The following is a 15,989-nucleotide window of genomic DNA, read 5'->3' on the forward strand; positions in this document are numbered from 1 at the left end:
GAGAACGTCTTCACCTACGCGAACACGATCAACACCCACGAGGGCGGCACGCACGAGGAGGGATTCCGCGCGGCGCTGACCACGCTCGTGAACAAGTACGCGCGTGCGAACAACCTTCTCAAAGACAAGGACGAGAACCTCTCGGGCGACGATGTGCGGGAGGGGTTGACGGCCGTCATCTCGGTCAAGCTCTCCGAACCCCAGTTCGAAGGGCAGACGAAGACCAAGCTGGGCAACACCGAGGCCAAGGCCTTCGTGCAGAAGGTCGTCGGCGATCAGCTCGGTGACTGGTTCGACCGCAACCCGGCGCAGGCCAAGAACATCATCCGCAAGGCGATCGATGCCGCGACGGCTCGTCTTGCGGCTCGCAAGGCCCGCGAGACCGCGCGACGCAAGAGCGTCTTCGAATCCGCGTCGATGCCCGACAAGCTCAAGGACTGCACCAGTAAGGATCCCTCGATCAGCGAGATCTTCCTCGTCGAGGGTGACTCGGCCGGCGGTTCGGCGGTGCAGGGCCGCGACCCGCACACGCAGGCGATCCTCGCGCTGCGCGGCAAGATCCTCAACGTCGAGCGGGCGCGGCTGGACCGCGCGCTCGGCAACAACGAGATCCAGGCGATGATCCAGGCTTTCGGCACCGGTATCGGCGAGGACTTCGACATCTCCAAGGCGAGATATCACAAGATCGTGCTCATGGCCGACGCCGACGTCGACGGCCAGCACATCACGACGCTGCTGCTGACACTGCTCTTCCGCTACATGCGCGGTCTCATCGAGGCAGGATTCGTCTATCTGGCCCAGCCTCCCCTCTTCCGCCTGAAGTGGTCGAACGCCGATCACGAGTACGTCTACAGCGACCGTGAACGCGACGCACTGCTCGTGGCCGGTCAGGCCGCCGGCAAGCGCATCCCGAAGGACAACGGCATCCAGCGCTACAAGGGTCTCGGCGAGATGAACGACAAAGAGCTCTGGGACACCACGATGAACCCCGAGGAGCGCACGCTGCTCCAGGTCACGATCGACGACGCGGCGGCAGCCGACGAGATCTTCTCGACCCTCATGGGCGAGGACGTCGAATCCCGCCGACACTTCATCCAGCGCAACGCCAAAGACGTCCGCTTCCTTGATATCTGACCGTTGCAATGCGTTTCGTCTCGCTTCGCTCGCGCAACGACCGAGAGCCTCCGGTCGTTGAGCGAGAAGCGCAGCGACGAGACGAAACGAACTCAGCCCAGACGAGAGAACACCAATGACTGACGAGACCCGACCCGACCTGACCCCCGAGCACGACCACGGCAGGATCGACCAGGTCGACCTGCAGTCGGAGATGCAGCGCAGCTATCTCGACTACGCGATGAGCGTCATCGTGGGACGCGCGCTCCCCGATGTGCGCGATGGACTCAAGCCTGTCCACCGTCGTGTCGTGTACGGCATGTACGACGGAGGATTCCGTCCTGACCGGGCCTTCAGCAAGTGCGCCCGTGTGGTGGGCGAGGTCATGGGTCAGTATCACCCCCACGGTGATGCGCCGATCTACGACGCGCTCGTCCGTCTCGTCCAGCCCTGGTCGCTGCGGTATCCGCTGGCCCTCGGCCAGGGCAACTTCGGATCGCCCGGCAACCAGGGCGCGGCGGCGCCCCGCTACACCGAGACCAAGATGGCGCCGCTCGCACTCGAGATGGTGCGCGACATCGAAGAAGAGACCGTCGACTTCGAGGACAACTACGACGGGCGCACGCAGGAGCCGACGGTGCTTCCGGCGCGGTTCCCGAACCTGCTGGTGAACGGCTCGGTCGGTATCGCGGTCGGTATGGCCACCAACATCCCGCCGCACAATCTGCGCGAGGTCGCCGACGGTGTGCTGTGGGCCCTCGATCGCACGGATGCGACCCACGAGGAGCTGCTCGAGGGTCTGATGCAGCGCATCAAGGGACCCGATTTTCCGACGGCCGCCCAGATCCTCGGCACGCGAGGCATCCAGGAGGCGTACCGCACCGGGCGCGGTTCGATCACGATGCGCGCGGTGGTCAACGTCGAAGAGATCCAGGGCCGCACGTGCTTGGTCATCACCGAGCTGCCGTACCAGGTCAATCCCGACAACGTCGCCATCAAGATCCGCGATCTCGCCCGCGACGGCAAGATCACCGGTATCGCCGACATCCGCGACGAGACCTCCGGACGCACCGGTCAGCGCCTGGTCATCGTGCTGAAACGGGATGCCGTGCCCAAGGTCGTGCTGAACAACCTGTACAAGCACACGCAGCTTCAGGAGAACTTCGGCGCGAACATGCTCGCGATCGTCGACGGCGTTCCCCGTACCCTCGCGCTCGACGGATTCGTCTCGCTGTGGATCGCTCACCAGATCGAGGTCATCGTCCGTCGGACCACGTACCGACTGCGCAAGGCCGAAGAGCGCATGCACATCCTGCGCGGATACCTCAAGGCGCTTGATGCGCTCGACGAGGTCATCGCCTTGATCCGTGCATCCGCGTCCGCCGATGACGCTCGCGAGGGCCTCAAGTCGCTGCTCGACATCGACGACCTTCAGGCGAAGGCGATCCTCGAACTGCAGCTGCGTCGCCTTGCCGCGCTCGAGCGTCAGCAGATCATCGACGAGGCCGAGAAGCTCGAGACCCAGATCGCGGACTTCCGCGACATCCTGGCCAGCCCCGAGCGTCAGCGCACGATCGTGCGCGAGGAGCTCACCGAGATCGTCGCGAAGTTCGGCGACGACCGACGCACCGAGATCCTCCTCGGATTCGACGGCGACATGTCGATGGAAGATCTCATCCCCGAAGAGGAGATGGTGGTCACCGTTACGCGCGAGGGTTACATCAAGCGCACGCGCAGCGACAACTATCGCTCGCAGCACCGCGGCGGCAAGGGGGTCAAGGGTGCGCAGCTGCGCGCCGACGACGTCGTCGAGCACTTCTTCGTCACCACGACGCACCACTGGCTGCTGTTCTTCACGACGAAGGGCCGTGTCTACCGGGCCAAGGCGTATGAGCTTCCCGAGGCCGGGCGCGATGCCAAGGGACAGCATGTGGCGAACCTGCTCGCCCTGCAGCCGGGTGAAGAGATCGCCCAGGTCCTCGACATCCGCGACTACAAGGCGGCGACGTACCTGACGCTCGCCACCCGCGGTGGCCTGGTGAAGAAGACACGCCTGACCGAGTACGACACCAACCGTCAGGGCGGCATCATCGCGATCAGTCTGCGCGAGGGCGACGAACTCGTGTCTGCGCTTCTCGTCGAGCCCGATGACGACATCCTGCTGATCTCCCGGCACGGCATGTCGCTGCGATTCACCGCGGACGATGATGCACTCCGGCCCATGGGACGATCCACCGCCGGGGTCAAGGGCATGTCCTTCCGCGACTCGGACAGCCTGCTTTCGGCGAGCGTGGCGCGCGACGGAGAGGGCGGACATGTCTTCGTCGTCACCGGAGGCGGGTACGCCAAGCGCACCTCGATCACCGAATACCGAGGACAGTCGCGAGGCGGACTGGGCATCAAGGTGGCCAAGCTGAACGATGAACGGGGCGAGCTGGCGGGCGGATTGATCGTCTCGGAGGACGACGAGGTCTTGGTGGTTCTTGCCAGCGGCAAGGTGGTACGCTCCTCCGTGGCCGAGGTGCCCTCCAAGGGTCGCAACACCATGGGTGTCGTGTTCGCCCGTCCCGACGACGACGATCGGATCATCGCCATCGCTCGCAACGGCGAGCGGGGCATCGACGCAGCGGAGCCCGCGCCCGCGCCCGCGAGCGAGAGCACCGAAAGCGCGCCGGCCGACACGTCCACTTCCCCCGACGAGAGTTCTGACGCATGAGTACTGTTGCCGACAAGCTGGCCAAGAAGTCCAGTCGCCAGACCGGTGCCAAACAGGTGCGGCTGCGCCTGGTCTACATCGACTTCTGGTCCGCGGTGAAGCTGTCCTTCCTCGCCGCGATCGCGGTGGCGATCGTGACGGTGGTGTCGTACTTCCTCGTGTTCGTCGTGGTCCAGACCACAGGGCTCATCGCCCGCTTCGACGAGTTCTTCCAGTCGTTCTCCGAGAACGGTGTTTCGATCACGCAGTTCGTGGGTCTGCCCCAGGTCATGGCGTTCGCCGCGGTCGTGGCGATCCTCAACCTCATCGTGATCACGGTGCTCGGGGCGGTCGTCGCGGGGATCTACAACCTCGCGGTCAAGATCACCGGCGGGCTGCTCGTCGGTTTCACGTCGAACTGATCCTGATCCTCACACGACACCGGCCGTACCCAAGAGGGTGCCGATCAGCCACGTCGCGGTGAGGGCCAGCGCCCCGCCGATGACAAGGCGCACCGCAGAACGCACCCGGGAGCTGCCACCCAGCTGAGCGGCGACCGTTCCGGTCAGGGAAAGCGCGATCAGCACGGCGACGAACGTCGTGGGAACCCGCCAGTCGGCGGGCGGCAGCAGAATGGCCAGCAGGGGCAGCAGCGCGCCGATGGTGAAGGCGACGGCAGATGACAGCGCCGCCTGCCACGGGCTGACCAGGTCCTCCTGATCGATCCGGAGCTCCACCTCGAGATGGGCGGCGAGTGCATCGTGCGCGGTCAGCTCTGTCGCCACCTGCCGGGCCGTCTTTTCGGAGAGTCCCCGCCGGCGATAGAGTTCGGCGAGTTCGGCCAGCTCGGCCTCCGGCATCTCACGCAGCTCGCGGCGCTCCTTCGCGATGAGTGCGCGCTCGCTGTCGCGTTGGCTGCTCACCGAGACGTACTCCCCCAGCGCCATCGAAATCGCGCCGCCCACGAGTCCCGCGACACCGGCGGTCAGCAGAGCCGCACTGTCCGTCGTCACGCCGGCCACGCCGACGACCAGCGAAGCGACCGACACGATGCCGTCGTTGGCGCCCAGCACTCCCGCCCGCAGCCAGTTGAGCCTCCGGCCGATATTGCTGCTGTGGGGCTCGCTCCCGGTGTGCTGCGCCGTTTCATCCTCGCTCATGCGCTCATTCAATACTTCCGCGGCGCTGGTCGTGGGCGGCGGAGCCGGAACAATGCGTCTTCGGTGTCGATTCGAGAAAACCGCGCGCGTCGGGTAAAGTCTTGGAGGTTGCGGGGCTATAGCTCAGGCGGTTAGAGCGCTTCACTGATAATGAAGAGGTCCCAGGTTCAAGTCCTGGTAGCCCCACCACTTCCCTCCCGCGGGGCCTTAGCTCAGTTGGTAGAGCGCCTGCTTTGCAAGCAGGATGTCAGGAGTTCGAATCTCCTAGGCTCCACATCCGGATGAATCCCCGACCGACCTTCCGGTGGCTCAGCTCTCCGCCGGCGGTTGTCGCAATCGTGACCCGCGGCCCGCACCGATTCTGTCGGGCCTCGTTAGGGTTGCATTCATGGACATGCGAGTTGCGGCATACGCGGTGGTCGTCGATCCCGACGATCGTGTGCTGCTCGCGCACTGGAACGAGGGTCGACGCGGGGCGTGGACGATGCCGGGCGGTGGTCTCGAGGCCGGTGAGGATCCCGTCGACGCCGTGCGCAGAGAGGTGCGGGAGGAGACCGGCTATCGCATCCACGTCGGCGATCTGCTCGGCATCCACTCGCGGGTGATCCCGCCCGGGCGTCGGCTGCAGGTCGATGCGCGGGAGCCGCTGCACACGCTACGGATCGTCTATCGCGCCCGCGTCACGGGTGGTCGCCTGCGCGACGAGGTCGATGGATCGACCGACAAGGCCCAGTGGTTTGCCCTGCCGAGCGTGCGCGGTCTGCAGCGGGTAAAACTCGTCGACATCGCCCTGCGCATGGCGGGCCTGCTCTGAGACCGGTGGATGCCGTCAGCCTACGGGCTGCGTGATGTCGGTTATCGTGGCGCCCAGCGCCTCGAGCAGTGCGTCGGCCTCGACGAAGAGACTGTATCCGTGGGCCCCCGCCCCCATCGCGATACGACCCGAGATGTTCTCGTCGGCATACACGGGCCAATCGACGGTGCTGCCGAGGGGCACGATGGTTCCCCGTTCGTAACCGGTCGCCTCGAGGGCTCGCTCTGGTTCGGGCAGGCGGAGCTTGTTGACGCCGACGGCGGCCCGCAGTTTCGGCCAGGAGATCTGGCGGTCGCCCGGCACGAGGGCGAACAGGTAGGTGTCGTCGCTGCGCTTGACCACGAGGGTCTTCACGATTTCGCGGGGGGTGAGTCCCAACATCCGCGCCGCCTCTTCGAGGCTCGATGCCCCGGGACGTTCACGGATCTCGATGTCGAGACCCAGGGCGGATGCCGCGCCGCGCACACGCGCGGTCGCGGCATCCGCCTCACTCATCGGGAGAGCGGAGCGGGTCGTCGGCGACCCAGAGCTCGTCGTCTGCGCGCAGCGTCTGCCACGCGGCGTAGAGCACACCCGCGGCCGCGACGACACCGAGCACGATGGCGATGACGCCTCCGACGCCGATGCCCGACTTCTGCGGCGCCGGCTCGAAGGCCGCAAGGCGCTTGGAGAGCGCCTTGGTGGCCTTCTTGCTGTAAGCGTCGGCCTTCTTGCTCACCGACTTAGCGTCGGGAAGCGCGAAGCCGCGACCGGCGGCGATGCGCGAACGGGTGTCGTTGGCGGCGTCCCACACGGAGAGGGCGGACCCGACGACCGAGCCCACCGCGGGCACGACCTTGTCGCCGACGACATGCTTGCCGAACTGCACGCCTCGATCGACGGTCGGCACCACCCGGTCCTGATAGGTGGACTGCACGGCAGGGACGACCTGCTCGCGCGAGTAGTTGCCGAGCTGACGGCTGGCCTCGCGGGCGATGCCCGCGGCCTCACCGACCAGCACCTGCTGCGACTCCCACAGCTTTCCTGCGGTCTCCTGCAGTTTGCGGAGTTCCTTCTTGCGCTTCCGGCTCAGGCTCATGGGGCCTCCTTGATCGCTGGTGGACGACGGTGCGTCGCTTCTTATCTTGCCACGGGGGCGGGGCCAGGCCGGGTTTCGCGACAAACTCCTATGCGAGAATGGCGGAATGCCGCATCACACCGCCGTCGCGACCCTGCACACGAACCACGGCGACATCGTCGTCAACCTCTATGGCGACCACGCTCCCCGCACGGTCGAGAACTTCATCGGGCTCTCGGACGGCAGTGGATCGTGGACTCATCCCGCGACCGGTCAGCCGGGCGAGGGCGCCCTCTATAAGGACGTCATCTTCCACCGCATCATCCCGGGCTTCATGATCCAGGGCGGCGACCCGATCGGCCAGGGCGTGGGCGGTCCCGGTTACACGTTCAACGACGAGATCACCCCGGAGCTGAACTTCGCCGCCCCGTACATCCTCGCGATGGCGAACGCCGGTCTGCGTCGCAATGCGATCACCGGGCAGGCCGAGGGCACGAACGGCTCGCAGTTCTTCATCACCACGGATCCCACCCCCTGGCTGCAGGGAAAGCACACGATCTTCGGTGAGGTCGCCGATGACGCATCACGTGTCGTCGTGGATGCGATCGCGAAGGTTCCGACCGCTGCGGGTGACCGCCCGATCGAGCCCGTCGTGATCGAATCGGTCGACATCACCCGTCTCTGATCCCGCTGTGAGCGCCGACGCACCGCGCAACACCGACGACTACTGCTACCGCCACCCCGATCGGCGCAGCTACGTGCTGTGTCAGCGATGCCTGCGCACCATCTGCCCCGAGTGCCAGACGCAGGCCGCGGTCGGCGTCATCTGCCCCGAGTGCATGAAGGAGCAGCGTCAGGCGACCCCGCCGCGTGTGCGTCGTGCGCAGGCATCGGTGCGCGCGCTCGATTCCCGTCCCCTCGTCACCTTCTGGATCCTGGGCGTGACGGCGGTCGTCTCGCTCATCGCGGTGGTTCCCGGTGTCCCCATCGCGAACTATCTCGCATTCAACAGCGTGTTCATCGATCCGTCGACCGGCGCTCCCTTCCAGCCGTGGCGCGTGCTGACGACCGCGCTCGTGCACAACGGGTTTCTGCACCTCGGATTGAACATGCTGGCGGTGTGGTGGATCGGCCGGAGCCTCGAGCCACTCCTCGGACACGTCCGCTACCTCGTCCTGTACGTCCTCAGCGCATTCGGCGGCTCGGTGGCGATGACGCTGATCGCACCCGGGACAACGGTGGTCGGGGCATCCGGTGCGGTCTTCGGGCTCCTCGGGGCGCTGCTGGTGATCGGGCGTCACATCGGTGCGAATGTGCGCGGCATCCTGATCATCGTCGGCATCAACCTGGTGATCGGACTGCTGCCGATCCCCGGCTTCTACGTCGCGTGGCAGGCACATCTGGGTGGGCTCGCCGTCGGTGCGCTCGTCGGTCTGATCTTCGCCCGCACGCGCCGACTCGATCAGCGCATGCCGCAGAATCTGCTGCTCGTCGCCGTTGCCGTTGTGCTCATCGCCCTGTGTGCGATCCCCGTGCTCCTCTGAGCGCAGGTTCTGCACAGAGTTATCCACAGGTGTGGAGAATTACACGCGTGTAACTCTGCGCAGAGGGATTGCCGGGATCAGCGCCAGCGTGTGGTCATCAGGAAGCCGATCAGGGCGATCCCGAAGCCGATGGCGAGATTCCACGCGGCGATGCCGGGGATGGGAAGGTTGCCGTTGCTGAGGTAGAACACCAAGACCCAGACCAGACCGAGCAGCATGAAGCCGAACATGATCGGCTTGAACCAGACGGGGTTGGGTGCTTCGGCGTCGCGACGCGGAGCTTCGGGTTCGACGTCGTCAGAGCGTGCCATGCGGTTCATTGTAGTCGCGGGCTCCGCTCAGCCCCGTGCTTTAGGATCGCGGAAGCAGTGTCGACGTCGGGGGGAGGCCGCGCGTGTCCGGAGATGCGCCCACAGGCGATGAACCGCGCGCGGCTCCGTCGACGCGGGCAGATGCGCGACGACGGGTCACGACGAGGCCGGCGCGACGCAGGGTGAGCGTGGTCGGGGTGTTCGGTGAGCTCCTCGTCACCGCGGGCGTCGTGGTCATGCTCTTTGTCGTGTGGCAGCTGTGGATCGGCGATATGATCGGCGCCGCGCGTAACACCGCCGAGGCGCAGTCGCTGGCCGAAGAGTGGAGCGCCCAGGCGACCGATCCTCCCGCCGAGCCCACTGCGTCGGCCGATCCTTCTGCGGAGCCCACCGAGGCTCCCGCGGAGGCTGCGCCGATCGAGCCCGTGGTCGCCGCCGAGCCCGGCGACGGGCAGGAGTTCGGCATCATGTACATCCCGCGCTTCGGACCCGACTATCAGGTGCGCATCGGCGGTGGAGTCTCCCGCGCGCGCACCCTCGACACGATCGGGATCGGCCACTATCCCGGCACCCAGATGCCCGGCGAGGTGGGCAACTTCGCCGTCGCCGCGCACCGCACCGGCTACGGAGGGGCTCCGTTCTATCGGATCGCCGAACTCCATGTGGGCGATGCGATCATCATCGAGACACAGGACGGCTGGTACACCTACCGGTTCCGTACGCTCGAGTACGTGCGGCCGAGCGCTGTGGAGGTGCTCAACGCGGTGCCGCAGGACACCGTCGCGGGTACGGGTGAGCGCTACCTCACGATGACGAGCTGTTCGCCCAAGCACACGATCATGGAGCGCATCATCGGCTACAGCGTGTTCGACTCCTTCACGCCGCGCGCTGCCGGCGCGCCCGCCGAGCTGACCGAGCAGGTGTCTTGATGTACGGTGCGCTCTGGCGTGTGCTCCCCGGGCCGTGGTGGCTGCGTCTGCTCATTCTGCTCCTGGCGGCCGCGGCGGTCGTGTACGCGCTCTTCTTCTACGTCTTCCCCGTGGTGGGACTCTGGCTCACCCCCGAAGAGGTCACGGTCGAGTGAGCTTCCGCGTTCTCGTCGCCGACAACGACGACAGCTTCGTGCACACGCTCTGCGACTACCTGGCCCAGCTGGGGGCAGAGGTCATCGTGCACCGGAGCCGCGACCTCGACACGAACGACCTCGACGCCCTCCTGGTGGACGTCGATGCGGTGCTGATCTCACCGGGCCCGGGCGCGCCACGGGATGCCGGAGCCTCGATCGACCTCGTGCACGCCGCGGCCGCGCGCCGGATGCCGCTGCTCGGTGTCTGCCTCGGACATCAGGCGATCGCCGAAGCATACGGCGGCGAGGTCGACACGGCAGCCGAGCTGATGCACGGCAAGACATCCCTGGTGCGGCATGAGAGCGACGGCATCTTCGACGGTCTGCCGTCACCGCTGACGGCGACCAGATATCACTCCCTCGCCGTGCGCGACGAGAACCTGTCCCCGGACCTGGTGGCCACCGCGCGGACGGAGGGGGGCGTCATCATGGCTCTGGCGCACCGCACCCTCCCGCAGTGGGGCGTCCAGTTCCACCCCGAGAGCGTGCTCACCGATGGTGGACATCGACTGCTCGCGAACTGGCTCGAGGCCGCCGGCATGTCGGGCGCGGTCGCGGCGGCCGAGGGACGGCATCCCCTCGTCGGACCGGAGTGATCGGACCCGGCGCTCGCGTCAGCCCGTGCCGGTGCAGTAGGTCAGCGAGATCGTCTCTCCGACGGGCGCTTCACCCGGCGGGATCGACTGCTGCGTGACGGTGGGAGGGTCGGTCGCGACGCAGCCGGGATCTTCGATGGGCTCGACCGTCAGGCCGACATCCGGTCCTTGCAGTGCGTCCGTGGCGGCCTGGAGGGTGAAGCCGACGTAGTTGATGATGACGACGCGCCCCGTTGCGGTCACGAGGTCGACCGTCGATCCGCGGATGACCTCGGTGCCCTCGGTGGGATTGGCCGAGATGACCGTGCCCGCCGCGAGGTTGGCGACGCTGCGCGACGTGATCTGCCCGACCGTGAGCCCCGCGGACTCGATCGCCGCCCGCGCATCGACCTCGTTCAAGCCGGTGAGCGGGGGGATGTCGACGGTGTCCGCGCCCGTGGAGACGTAGAGCGTGACGTCCTGGCCGATGTTCACGCTCACGCCGGCCTCGGGCACCGTGCGGATGACGGAGCCCTCGGGCACCGCGTCGCTGGCCTCGTTGCGCGGGACGGCGTTGAGCTCCACCGCGGTGAGCTCCTCCTCGGCCTCGTCGACGCTCATGCCCGCCACATTGGGAACGAGACGTGCACTGGTCGGCGTGTCGGAGCTCGGCTGGATCGTCACGATCCAGAAGAAGAGCGAGATGATGACGACGGCGAGGACGGCGACACCGGTCCAGATCCACGCCGCGGGCGGTCCGCTCTGAGTCCGGGTCATCGTGGCGTCGGTGCTGAGCTGCCGCAGCGAGCGCGCGGTCTCGGCCGCCTGCCGGGGGTTCGGCCCGTAGAGCTCGGTCGCGAGGGCGCCCACCTGGCGTTTGGTCGGCGCGCGACCGTCGGTGGCTGCATCGAGCGCCTCACGGAACTCGCCGGCGGTCTGGAAACGCTGGAACGGATCTTTGGCCAGCGCGCGGAGGACGACCGCGTCGAGACCGCGCGAGATCGTCGGCACGAGTTCGGAGGGTGTCTCGGGAGTCTCGCTGACGTGCTGGTAGGCCACCGCGACGGGTGACTCGCCCCGGAAGGGCGGCCGGCCGGTCAGGAGTTCGTAGAGTACGACTCCCGTCGAATAGAGATCGGCGCGGGCATCGACCGACTCGCCCTTGGCCTGTTCGGGAGAGAAGTACGCGGCCGTGCCGAGGATCGCCGTCGTGTCGGCGACCGTCGAGGAGGAGTCGGACACGGCTCGGGCGATACCGAAGTCCATGACTTTGACCTGCCCGGAGGGGGTCACCATGACGTTGCCGGGCTTGATGTCGCGGTGCACGACCCCGGCGCGGTGCGAGTACTCGAGGGCCTCGAGGATGCCGTCGACGTAGCGCGCGGCGTCGTCGACCGGCACGGGGCCCGCGGCGATGATGTCCTTCAGAAGAGAGCCGTGGACGAGCTCCATGATGATGTACGGAACCGGGTGGGTCGCACCGGAGGCATCCGTCTCGGCATCCTCCCCCGCGTCGTACACACGCACGATCGTCGGGTTCGCCATCCTCGAGGCGGCCTGCGCCTCGAGGCGGAACCGCGTGCGGAAGGAGGAATCGCCGGCGAGATCGCGGGAGAGGATCTTGATCGCGACGGGCCGACCGAGGGTCAGGTCGTAGCCGCGATAGACGCTGGCCATGCCGCCGCGCCCGATCAGATCGTCGACCCGGTAGCGACCGGACAGCACGCGTGGCTCGGTCGTCACGTGATACTCCTCGGCGCGTGGAACGGGTGAAAGCCTAGCCTACGAGCCGGGGCACTCTCCGAGAGGAAGGGGCGACCGCTCACTCCTCGTCGCTCGCGTCGCCGCTGGACTCGTTGCCGTTGCTGTTGCCGTTGGAGCCGTCGCTGTTGCCGTTGCTCGCCGCCTCGATGGTGGCCTGTGTCTGAGGTGAGGAGCCGGAGGTGCGATCGCCGCCCTGGCCACCCGTGCACGTCACGGTGTAGCTGACGATGACCGACTGACCGGCGGTGTTGCCCACCGTGAGGGGGATGGGACGCTCGGTCGGACCCGCGGCGATCGTGGACTGTCCGTTCGAGAACAGCCCGTTCGTCGCGGTGAGGTCGTACGACGCGACCGAACCGGTGCCGGCCGGACAGCTGTAACCCGACCAGTTGATCTGCACGGTCGACTCGGCCTCGACCGTTCCGCTGCCATCGCCGATCGTGGCGGCGCCGGGCTCGGGCATCGCGGTCATCGAGGCGTAGCGGGTGAGCGTGATCGTCGAGCCTTCGGGCACCCGCGGACCGGACGGATTGACGTCGTAGACCCGGCCGACCTCGTCATCGGTGGATGCCGAGTTGCCGTCGACGCACGAGGCGTTCAGACCGCTCTCGGTGACCAGCTGACGGGCGGCTTCGCACTCCATCCCCTCAAGGCCGAGGGCGTCGACGTCGACCGTCGTCGGTGTCGGCGTGTTCGAGGTCGTCGACTGAGAGGGTGACGGTGCCGAACTGGTGGGCGACCCGCTCGGGTCGCCGCCCGACCCCTGGTTGGCAAGGAGTGCCCAGACGGCGCCGCCGAGCACGAGTACGAGCATCACGATGAGGGCGACGAGCGGCCACGTCCACGGGCTGCGCTTGCGGGTCTGGGCGTCGGTCTCGGTTGTGCCCGCGACGGCTGCCCCGGCGGGCGCCGCCGACGTCAGCAGGCGGGTCGCATCGTCGCCGGCCGGGGCCGGGGAGAGCAGCTGCGTCGCATCGTCGCCGAGGAACGCGGCACCGGCGACGGCCGGCACGGCGGCCGCGGCGGCCGTCACGTCCCCGCGTCGCAGCGCCGTCGCGGCGCGCGCGACCGCGGCCGCCGAGGCCGGGCGCTCGTCGGGCTTCTTGGCGATCATGGCCATCACCAGGTTCTGCACCGGCTGGGCGACCGTGGGCGGCAGCGGCGGCGGCTGCTCGTTGATCTGCGCCATCGCGATCGCGACCTGCGACTCGCCCGTGAACGGGCGCTTGCCCGCGAGAGACTCGTAGGCGACGATGCCGAGCGAGTAGATGTCGGTGGCCGGAGATGCCGGGTGCCCGGACGCCTGCTCGGGCGAGAGATACTGCACCGTGCCCATGACCTGCCCGGTCGCGGTCAGCGGAACCTGGTCCGCGATGCGCGCGATGCCGAAGTCGGTGATCTTCACCCGGCCGTCGGGCGTGATGAGCAGGTTGCCCGGCTTGATGTCGCGGTGCACGAGACCTGCCGCGTGCGCGGCCTGGAGAGCCGCGGATGTCTGGGCCACGACATCCAGGGTCTTGTCGGCGCTCAGGGACCCGTCGCGCTCGAGGATGGTGGAGAGGGCCTCGCCGGGCACGAGTTCCATGACGAGGAAGGCGCTGCCGTTCTCCTCGCCGTAGTCGAAGACGCTCGCGATGCCCTCGTGGTTGACGAGCGCGGCATGCCGGGCCTCGGCACGGAAGCGCTCGAGGAACCCGGGATCGCCCATGTATTCGTCTTTGAGGATCTTGATGGCGACGGTGCGCCCGATCACATGATCGGTCGCCTCCCAGACCTCGCCCATGCCGCCGATGGCGATGCGCGAGATCAGCTCGTACCGTCCGCCGAAGGACACTCCCTGCGTCGGCCTCATCTGTTCAGCACCGCCTCCATGACCGCCTTGCCGATCGGGGCAGCGATCCGGTTGGACTGCCCCCCCTGACCCAATCCGCCGCCGTTCTCGATCACGACCGCGACCGCGACCTGCGGATCGTCCGCGGGCGCGTAGCCCGTGAACCACAGGGTGTAGGGGGCGGTCGGTCCGTTCTCCGCCGTACCGGTCTTCCCGGCCACCTCGACGCCGTCTATTCTTGCACCCGACGCGATGCCATCCCGGACATTCGCCACCATCATCTCGGCCATCGTCGCGGCATCCTCCTCGTTCAGAGCGCGCTGGAACTCGGTGTCCTCGAACTGCTGCTGCACCGACAGGTCGGGCGCGATCACGCGGTCGACCATGCGGGGGTTCATCACGAGGCCGTCGTTGGCGATGCCCGCCGAGACCATCGCCATCTGCAGGGGCGTCGCCCGAACGTCGCCCTGGCCGAAGCCGCTGAGCGCCGTCTCGGCGTCGTCGAGAGCGCGGGGATACGTCGAGGGGGTGGAGACCAGCGGCATCTCGAACGCGGAATTGAAGCCGTACTTCTCGGCCTCCTCGCGGATGGCGTTGTCGCCGAGCTCGACGGCGAGCTGCGCCATCGGGATGTTGCACGACAGTGCGAGGGCGGTTGCGAGGGACACGGTCTCACCCGGTCCGCAGGTGCCGCCGCCGGCGTTGCTGATGAAGTCGGAGGACCCCGGCAGCTGCCACTGCGCGGGATTGTCGAACGTGGACTCGGGCGTGTACTCGCCCGAAGAGATGGCGGCCGAGGCGACGACGAGCTTGAACGTCGATCCGGGCGGGTTGAGATCCCCCGCGATCGCTCGGTTCGAGAGCGGATCCAGATCATCGGACTCGAGCGCGTCGTAGGTCGCCGCGACCTGCTCGGCGTTGTGCACCGCGAGCTGATTGGTGTCGTAGCTCGGGCTCGTGACCATGGCGAGCACGCGGCCGGTGTCGGGCTCGATCGCGATGACAGCTCCCTCGAGGTCGCCGAGGGCCTCGTATGCCGCGCGCTGCACCTGCGGATCGAGCGAGAGGACGACGTTGGAGCCCTGCGGCTTCTGACCCGTGATGATCTGCTCGACACGCTGCAGGAACTGCGAGCCGGCCGTGCCGGAGAGCTCCTGGTTCATCGCGCTCTCCAGTGCCGTCGCCGACCCGAGCATCGGATTGATGTAGCCCGTCACCGGCGCCCACATGTCGCCGTCGTTGTACACGCGCTGGAAGGAGTAGACGTCGTCGGAGGGAACGGAGTACGCGATCGCCGCACCACCCGCGATGATCGCCCCGCGCTGGACTTGATAGCTGTCATAGAGCGCCCGGGTGTTGTTCGGGTTGTCGGCGAGCGTGTCGACCCAGCAGCACGATCGAGAGCCGGCGGAGTTCGCGGTTCATCCGATCACCACCCGCGGACGGGAGCGCACCGCGTCGGACAGACGCAGCAGGAGGGCGACGATGATCCAGTTCGCGACGAGCGAGGATCCGCCCGCTGCCAGGAAGGGTGTGGTCAGGCCGGTGAGGGGGATGAGCCGGGTGACGCCACCGACCATGATGAACACCTGCAGACCGATCGTGAAGGCGAAGCCTGTGGCGAGGAGCTTGCCGAAGTCGTCCTGACCGGCGAGCCCGATGCGGATGCCGCGGCTGACGAAGACCATGTACAGGCACAGGATCGCGAAGACGCCGACGAGGCCGAGCTCTTCGCCGAGGCTCGGGAGGATGTAGTCGCTCTGCGACAGCGGCGTGATGTACGGCCGGCCCTGGCCGAGACCGGTGCCGATCAGCCCGCCGTGAGCGAGCCCGAAGATGCCCTGCACCAGCTGATAGCTGCCGCCGGAGCGCTCGATGATCTCGGGGTCGAAGGCGTTCAGCCAGTTGGCGAAGCGCCCGCCGACGTAGGGCAGCACACGCGAGGCGAGGAAGGCCCCGGAGGCGGCGAGGGTCACGCCGATGAGCACCCAGCTGGTCT

16 protein-coding genes, 2 tRNA genes and 1 pseudogene are annotated in these 15,989 nt (G+C 67.4%); 11 read left to right on the forward strand and 8 right to left on the reverse strand.

All coding sequences use genetic code 11. The features are described 5' to 3' along the window. From DI573_RS09185 to DI573_RS09195, 3 genes are all read left to right on the forward strand, one after another. A partial coding sequence (locus DI573_RS09185) for a toprim domain-containing protein (RefSeq protein WP_292813155.1) occupies positions 1 to 1,134 on the forward strand: 1,134 nt, incomplete at its 5' end. A gap of 115 nt (positions 1,135 to 1,249) precedes the next feature. Beyond that, positions 1,250 to 3,829 carry a DNA gyrase subunit A gene (gene gyrA, locus DI573_RS09190; RefSeq protein WP_292813157.1) on the forward strand — a complete coding sequence of 860 codons (2,580 nt, stop codon included), beginning with the start codon at positions 1,250 to 1,252 and terminating at the stop codon, positions 3,827 to 3,829. Next, entirely contained in the window at positions 3,826 to 4,230 is a 405-nt protein-coding gene (locus tag DI573_RS09195) for a DUF3566 domain-containing protein (protein WP_292813160.1), read from the forward strand. Before gyrA ends, DI573_RS09195 begins: the two co-directional genes overlap by 4 nt. A gap of 9 nt (positions 4,231 to 4,239) precedes the next feature. Here DI573_RS09195 and DI573_RS09200 read toward each other — a convergent pair whose 3' ends face one another. Next, positions 4,240 to 4,968 (reverse strand): VIT family protein, encoded by a 729-nt coding sequence (locus DI573_RS09200; protein ID WP_292813162.1) that lies wholly within the window; start codon positions 4,966 to 4,968, stop codon positions 4,240 to 4,242. Between the two features lie 112 nt (positions 4,969 to 5,080). On the opposite strand from DI573_RS09200, the gene DI573_RS09205 reads away from it, so the two are divergent. The 3 genes from DI573_RS09205 to DI573_RS09215 all read left to right on the forward strand — a co-directional run bounded on the left by DI573_RS09205 (position 5,081) and on the right by DI573_RS09215 (position 5,782). Next, positions 5,081 to 5,157, forward strand: a tRNA-Ile gene (locus tag DI573_RS09205). Between the two features lie 12 nt (positions 5,158 to 5,169). Then, positions 5,170 to 5,242 (forward strand) — tRNA-Ala (locus DI573_RS09210). 114 nt (positions 5,243 to 5,356) lie between these two features. Beyond that, complete coding sequence (locus tag DI573_RS09215) at positions 5,357 to 5,782, forward strand: NUDIX hydrolase (RefSeq protein ID WP_292813165.1); 426 nt, start codon at positions 5,357 to 5,359, stop codon at positions 5,780 to 5,782. 15 nt (positions 5,783 to 5,797) lie between these two features. Here the strand turns inward: DI573_RS09215 and DI573_RS09220 are convergent, their stop codons facing one another. Together DI573_RS09220 and DI573_RS09225 are read right to left on the reverse strand one after the other, a co-directional pair. After that, positions 5,798 to 6,277, reverse strand: a complete 480-nt coding sequence (locus tag DI573_RS09220; protein WP_292813167.1) for a YbaK/EbsC family protein — start codon at positions 6,275 to 6,277, stop codon at positions 5,798 to 5,800. After that, positions 6,270 to 6,860, reverse strand: coding sequence for a DNA helicase (locus DI573_RS09225; protein WP_292813170.1), 591 nt, complete (start codon positions 6,858 to 6,860; stop codon positions 6,270 to 6,272). The genes DI573_RS09220 and DI573_RS09225 overlap by 8 nt, the downstream gene beginning before the upstream one ends. 106 nt (positions 6,861 to 6,966) lie before the next feature. Between DI573_RS09225 and DI573_RS09230 the strand changes: the two genes are divergently transcribed. Both DI573_RS09230 and DI573_RS09235 read left to right on the forward strand, forming a co-directional pair. Continuing rightward, the gene (locus DI573_RS09230; RefSeq protein WP_292813172.1) at positions 6,967 to 7,524 is read left to right on the forward strand and encodes a peptidylprolyl isomerase; all 558 of its coding nucleotides are present in this window, start codon (positions 6,967 to 6,969) and stop codon (positions 7,522 to 7,524) included. Between the two features lie 7 nt (positions 7,525 to 7,531). Further along, positions 7,532 to 8,383 (forward strand): rhomboid family intramembrane serine protease, encoded by an 852-nt coding sequence (locus DI573_RS09235; RefSeq protein ID WP_292813174.1) that lies wholly within the window; start codon positions 7,532 to 7,534, stop codon positions 8,381 to 8,383. Between the two features lie 77 nt (positions 8,384 to 8,460). On the opposite strand, the gene DI573_RS09240 is transcribed toward DI573_RS09235, so the two are convergent. Continuing rightward, positions 8,461 to 8,694 (reverse strand): cell division protein CrgA, encoded by a 234-nt coding sequence (locus DI573_RS09240; RefSeq protein WP_292813177.1) that lies wholly within the window; start codon positions 8,692 to 8,694, stop codon positions 8,461 to 8,463. A 197-nt stretch (positions 8,695 to 8,891) separates the two neighbouring features. Between DI573_RS09240 and DI573_RS09245 the strand changes: the two genes are divergently transcribed. From DI573_RS09245 to DI573_RS09255, 3 genes are read left to right on the forward strand one after another with little or no spacing between them, the layout of a single operon-like run. Beyond that, on the forward strand, positions 8,892 to 9,623 hold the full coding sequence (locus tag DI573_RS09245; RefSeq protein ID WP_292813180.1) for a class E sortase: 732 nt from the start codon (positions 8,892 to 8,894) through the stop codon (positions 9,621 to 9,623). Then, positions 9,623 to 9,778 (forward strand): hypothetical protein, encoded by a 156-nt coding sequence (locus DI573_RS09250; protein WP_292813182.1) that lies wholly within the window; start codon positions 9,623 to 9,625, stop codon positions 9,776 to 9,778. The genes DI573_RS09245 and DI573_RS09250 overlap by 1 nt, the downstream gene beginning before the upstream one ends. After that, complete coding sequence (locus tag DI573_RS09255; protein WP_292813184.1) at positions 9,775 to 10,416, forward strand: gamma-glutamyl-gamma-aminobutyrate hydrolase family protein; 642 nt, start codon at positions 9,775 to 9,777, stop codon at positions 10,414 to 10,416. The genes DI573_RS09250 and DI573_RS09255 overlap by 4 nt, the downstream gene beginning before the upstream one ends. A gap of 18 nt (positions 10,417 to 10,434) precedes the next feature. Here the strand turns inward: DI573_RS09255 and pknB are convergent, their stop codons facing one another. The 4 genes and pseudogenes from pknB to DI573_RS09275 form a co-directional block, all read right to left on the reverse strand. Further along, positions 10,435 to 12,138, reverse strand: coding sequence for a Stk1 family PASTA domain-containing Ser/Thr kinase (gene pknB, locus DI573_RS09260; RefSeq protein WP_292813187.1), 1,704 nt, complete (start codon positions 12,136 to 12,138; stop codon positions 10,435 to 10,437). Positions 12,139 to 12,217: 79 nt separating this feature from the next. Further along, positions 12,218 to 14,011 (reverse strand): protein kinase, encoded by a 1,794-nt coding sequence (locus DI573_RS09265; protein ID WP_292813190.1) that lies wholly within the window; start codon positions 14,009 to 14,011, stop codon positions 12,218 to 12,220. After that, positions 14,008 to 15,415: pseudogene (locus DI573_RS09270) on the reverse strand (penicillin-binding transpeptidase domain-containing protein). Before DI573_RS09270 ends, DI573_RS09265 begins: the two are co-directional and overlap by 4 nt. After that, a partial coding sequence (locus DI573_RS09275) for an FtsW/RodA/SpoVE family cell cycle protein (RefSeq protein ID WP_292813192.1) occupies positions 15,412 to 15,989 on the reverse strand: 578 nt, incomplete at its 5' end. The pseudogene DI573_RS09270 and the gene DI573_RS09275, both read right to left, overlap by 4 nt.

The sequence above is a fragment of the Microbacterium sp. genome, from assembly GCF_003248605.1.
In the GTDB taxonomy this organism is placed as follows: domain Bacteria; phylum Actinomycetota; class Actinomycetes; order Actinomycetales; family Microbacteriaceae; genus Microbacterium.